Raw genomic sequence first — 3,845 nt, forward strand, 5'->3', positions numbered from 1 at the left:
CACCCGAGCCAAGGGCTGGCAGCCTGACCCACATCACCACCGCGTACTCCTGCCACTCAGCCGGCCATGTGCAGGAACGACCACTGGTGCCCGTCGAGGTCCCGGAAGCCACGCATGTACATCGGCCCGTTGGCAATCCCCGGCCCGAGCGACTCCCCACCGGCGACCACCACCTTGTCGACCAGTTCATCGACCTGCCCCCGGCTCGACGCCGACAGCCCGACGATCACCTCGCGGCTGGTCGCCGTGTCCGCGGCGGCGACACCCGTGTACGCCTCGAAACCCGAGCGGAGGTGGAGCACCAACCGGGTGGTGTCGGAGATGGTGAGCACGGTGCTGTCGCCGTCCGGCTGGGCCTGGTCGCTGGTGAAGCCGATCGCCCGGTAGAACTCGGTCGCGGTGGTCAGGTCGCGCACCGGCAGGTTGATGAATGTCGTGGTCATCGGTGGTCTCCGTCCGTTTCGAGCAACACCTTCAGTACGCCTTCAGCTCCGCGGCCTGCTCGGCTCCGGTCAGCTTCTCGTGCGGGACGTTGACCCGGGCCTTCGACTCGCCGACAGCGTCGATGCCGACGACGATCCTGGTGGGGCCCCGGGCCCAGTCGGCCGGGAAGCTGCGCGGCGCGGTGGCGGTGCGGACGCGCACCCGTCAGGGTTGGTCACCGTCGAGGTAGACCCAGCGGCCGTCCTCGCGGACGAACCGGCTGTGTTCGGTCAACGTGCCCGGCCGGCCCGCGTCCCGGTAGTGGGCGTGGAAGGTCACAGTGCCGGCGGTGTCGAGCAGGCCGCCCCGCTCGGTCTCCACGATCTCCAGTCGGGTCCACCGCTGCCCCGGGTCAAGCTCCAGGGAGGCGGGCCGGGTCGAGGAGTGCCAGCTGCGCAGCAGGTAACCCGAGTCGCCGAGGGCGAAGGCGCTGAACCGGGAGCGCATCAACGCCTCGGCCGTCGCCGGGGCGTCGCCGCCGTGCGCCGGCGCGCAGCAGTCCGTGTACGCCCGGCCGGAACCGCACGGGCACGCCCGTCCCGTTGTCGCGTTCGCCCGCCGACGTCCCGCACCCTTACCCACGTCGCCATCCTGCCGCACCCGACCTAGTCGAGCGGCACCGGCAGTGGCACTGGCCGCTTGGCTACCCGGTCGTCGCCCGACGACTGGCCCCGCAGGTGCCGGGCCAGCCAGGGCAGCAGGTGCCGGCGGGTCCAGGCCAGCTCGGCGCCGAACACCTCGCCGCGGCGCCGCCGGGGTACGGGCGGCAACGGCCGCGTCCAGGAGTCGTCGAACCCGGGCAGACCCGCCGTGTACGCCAGTGCGGCGGCGATGCGCTCGTGCCCGGCGCTGTTGGCGTGCAGCCGGTCGTCGCTCCACAGCCGGGGATCGGAGGAGACCGGGTGGGCGCCCAGGTCGAGGAGGGTGGCGCCGGTCTGTGCGGTGGCGGCCCGCAGCGCCTCGTTGAGCGCCAGCATGCGACCACGCAGCGGCCGGGCCAACGGCATCACGGGCGCCGGATCCGGCATCGTGAAGGTCAGCACCGTGGCCCCCTGCTCGACCAGTGCCTGCTGCATCGCCGCCACATCCCCGGCGACCTGGTCCGCGTCGAAGGAGGGGCGCAGCACATCGTTCATGCCGGCGACCACGGTGGCCAGGTCGGGGGCCAGGTCGAGGGCGGGTTGGAGCTGCTCGGCGCGGATCAACGCGGTGGTCCGGCCCCGGATGGCCAGGTTCGCGTATTCCAGACCGCCCTGGGCGCGAGCCACCGCCAGGGCGAACCGGTCGGCCCAGCCCCGGTAGCCACCGATGCCGTCCGGGTCGTCGAGCCCTTCGGTGGTGCTGTCGCCGATCGCCACGTACCGCTGCCACATCACCCGCGCGAGGTTAGACCTCGGTCAGCTCGGGCGGACCACCGACCTCACAGCCAGCCGGAGCGGCGGAACAGCCGGTACAGGAACAGGGCCGCCGCCGCCATCAGGGTGAGGGCCCCGGCGTAGCCGTAGCGCCAGGCCAGCTCGGGCATGTGGTTGAAGTTCATGCCGTAGATGCCGGCGATGCCGGTCTGGGTGGCCGCGATGGCCGCCCAGGCGGCGATCTTGCGCATGTCGTTGTTCTGCTCGACGGCGAGCTGCGCCAGCCGCGACTGGACGATCGAGGTGAGCAGGTCGTCGTACGCGGCCACCCGGTCCACCGCCCGGCTCAGCCGGCCGTCGACGTCGACGAACCAGCGGTGCAGGGCGCGCGGCGGGCCGTCGGGTTCGAGCAGCGTACGCATCGGCCCCTGCAACGGTAGGACCGCGCGCTTGAACTCCACCACCTCCCGTTTGAGCTGGTAGATGTGCTGGATGTCGGCGGTGCGGTCGCGGGCGAACACCGCCTCCTCGACCCGCTCCAGGTCCCGTTCCACATGGCCGGCCACCTCCAGGTAGGAGTCGACCATGCGGGCGCAGACCGCGTACGCCACCGCCCACGGGCCGGCGGCCAGCAGCGCGGGGCGGCGCTCGATGTCGGCGCGAACGCTGCGCAGCGCCCCGGCGGCACCGTGCCGCACCGTGATGGCGAAGCGGTCACCGAGCAGCACCATGACGTCCCCGGTGTCGATCACCTCGGAGGTCTCGGTCAGCTCGTCGTGCTCCACGTACCCGGCGGTGCGCAGGACCAGCAGCGTGACCGGCCCGTGGCGCTGCACGGTGGGCCGGTGCCCGTCGGCGAGCGCCTGTTCGACTGTCAGTTCGTCGAGGCCGAAGGTCTGGCCGACTGCGGCGAGCACCGCCGGGCCGGGATCATGCAGTCCCAGCCACACGAAGGCGTCGCGGCCGTGCCGCGCCCGGGCGTACGCGTCGGCGTAGTGCGGTTGACCGGGTTCCCGGCGGCCCTTGACGTAGACGGCGCAGTCGACCACGGCGTCCGGGTTGGACCGGCGGAGGTTGGGCGAGTCGCCCTCGACCCGTCCGAGCAGTCGACGGGCCAGGGCGCGTACGCCTCGACCGGTCCGGTCCCGTACCGGTCGCTGATCCACCGCGTGCCTCCCCGTCGCCGGCGTACCGTCCCGATCAGAGGATGGTGCCACCGCATTCTGCCGACGAGGGTCCGGCTCCCGACAGCGGGGAGGCGGCGTGGGCGGCGTGGGCAGGCGGTCCGGTTCCGGCGGTGCGGGTAGCGCCGGTTGCGGCGGTGCGGGTGGCCCCGGTTCAGGCGGTGCGGGTGGCGAAGACGACGACGTTGTCGACGTAGTTGCCGGTCGCCGCGTCGAACCGGCCGCCGCAGGTGATCAGGCGCAGCCCGGCGGCGTCCGCCGGGCCGTAGACCAGGGCGGTGGGGAAGTGCTCCTTCGGGTACGCCCGGACGTCGTCCACTGTGAAGGTGGCGACCCGTGCGTCGGCGCGGGTGACCTGCACCTGCTGCCCGGCGCGGAGCCGACCGAGATCGAAGAAGACCGCCGGGCCGGACGGCGCGTCGACGTGTCCGACCAGGACAGCGTTGCCGGTCTCACCGGGGCTGACCCCGTACCGGTACCAGCCGGCGAGGGTGGGCCGGTCCAGTGGCGGCACCTCCAGCACCCCGGCGGCGTCGGCGCCGACGGGGACGATGTCGGCGCGTACGTCGATGGCGGGGATCTGCACCCGGACCGGCGCGGCGGGTGGCAGCGGAGCCAGGTCCGGTGCGGGGTGGGTGCGGGTCGGCGCGTCGGCCGACGGTTGTGGTGGCCGCGCCGGGTCGGCGGTGAGGCCGACGGTGATCAGCCCGAGCCCGGTCACGCCGAGCAGGGCCACCACTGCCGGTAGGGTCCGCCGCCACCGCACGTGTGCACCTCCGTACCGGATTGTCGGGGTGCCCGCGCCGGTGTCACCGGCGCGGGC

General features: G+C 73.2%; 6 protein-coding genes. All 6 read right to left on the reverse strand.

Features of this window, described 5'->3' with window-relative positions:
• Positions 1-56: 56 nt before the first annotated feature.
• Positions 57-443: a hypothetical protein gene (locus ABZ749_RS31220; protein ID WP_357234086.1), complete on the reverse strand. Its 387-nt coding sequence runs from the start codon at positions 441-443 to the stop codon at positions 57-59.
• A gap of 31 nt (positions 444-474) precedes the next feature.
• Positions 475-645 carry a hypothetical protein gene (locus tag ABZ749_RS31225; RefSeq protein ID WP_357234089.1) on the reverse strand — a complete coding sequence of 57 codons (171 nt, stop codon included), beginning with the start codon at positions 643-645 and terminating at the stop codon, positions 475-477.
• Between the two features lie 3 nt (positions 646-648).
• A complete protein-coding gene (locus ABZ749_RS31230) occupies positions 649-1,065 on the reverse strand; it encodes a YchJ family metal-binding protein (RefSeq protein WP_357234092.1) in 417 nt (138 codons plus the stop codon).
• A 23-nt stretch (positions 1,066-1,088) separates the two neighbouring features.
• Positions 1,089-1,856: an SGNH/GDSL hydrolase family protein gene (locus ABZ749_RS31235; protein ID WP_357234098.1), complete on the reverse strand. Its 768-nt coding sequence runs from the start codon at positions 1,854-1,856 to the stop codon at positions 1,089-1,091.
• Between the two features lie 47 nt (positions 1,857-1,903).
• Positions 1,904-3,004, reverse strand: coding sequence for a magnesium and cobalt transport protein CorA (locus ABZ749_RS31240; protein ID WP_357234095.1), 1,101 nt, complete (start codon positions 3,002-3,004; stop codon positions 1,904-1,906).
• A gap of 172 nt (positions 3,005-3,176) precedes the next feature.
• On the reverse strand, positions 3,177-3,788 hold the full coding sequence (locus tag ABZ749_RS31245) for a class F sortase (protein ID WP_355009077.1): 612 nt from the start codon (positions 3,786-3,788) through the stop codon (positions 3,177-3,179).
• Positions 3,789-3,845 lie beyond the last annotated feature (57 nt).

It is taken from the genome of Micromonospora sp. NPDC047753 (assembly GCF_040642735.1).
Classification (GTDB): Bacteria; Actinomycetota; Actinomycetes; order Mycobacteriales; family Micromonosporaceae; genus Micromonospora.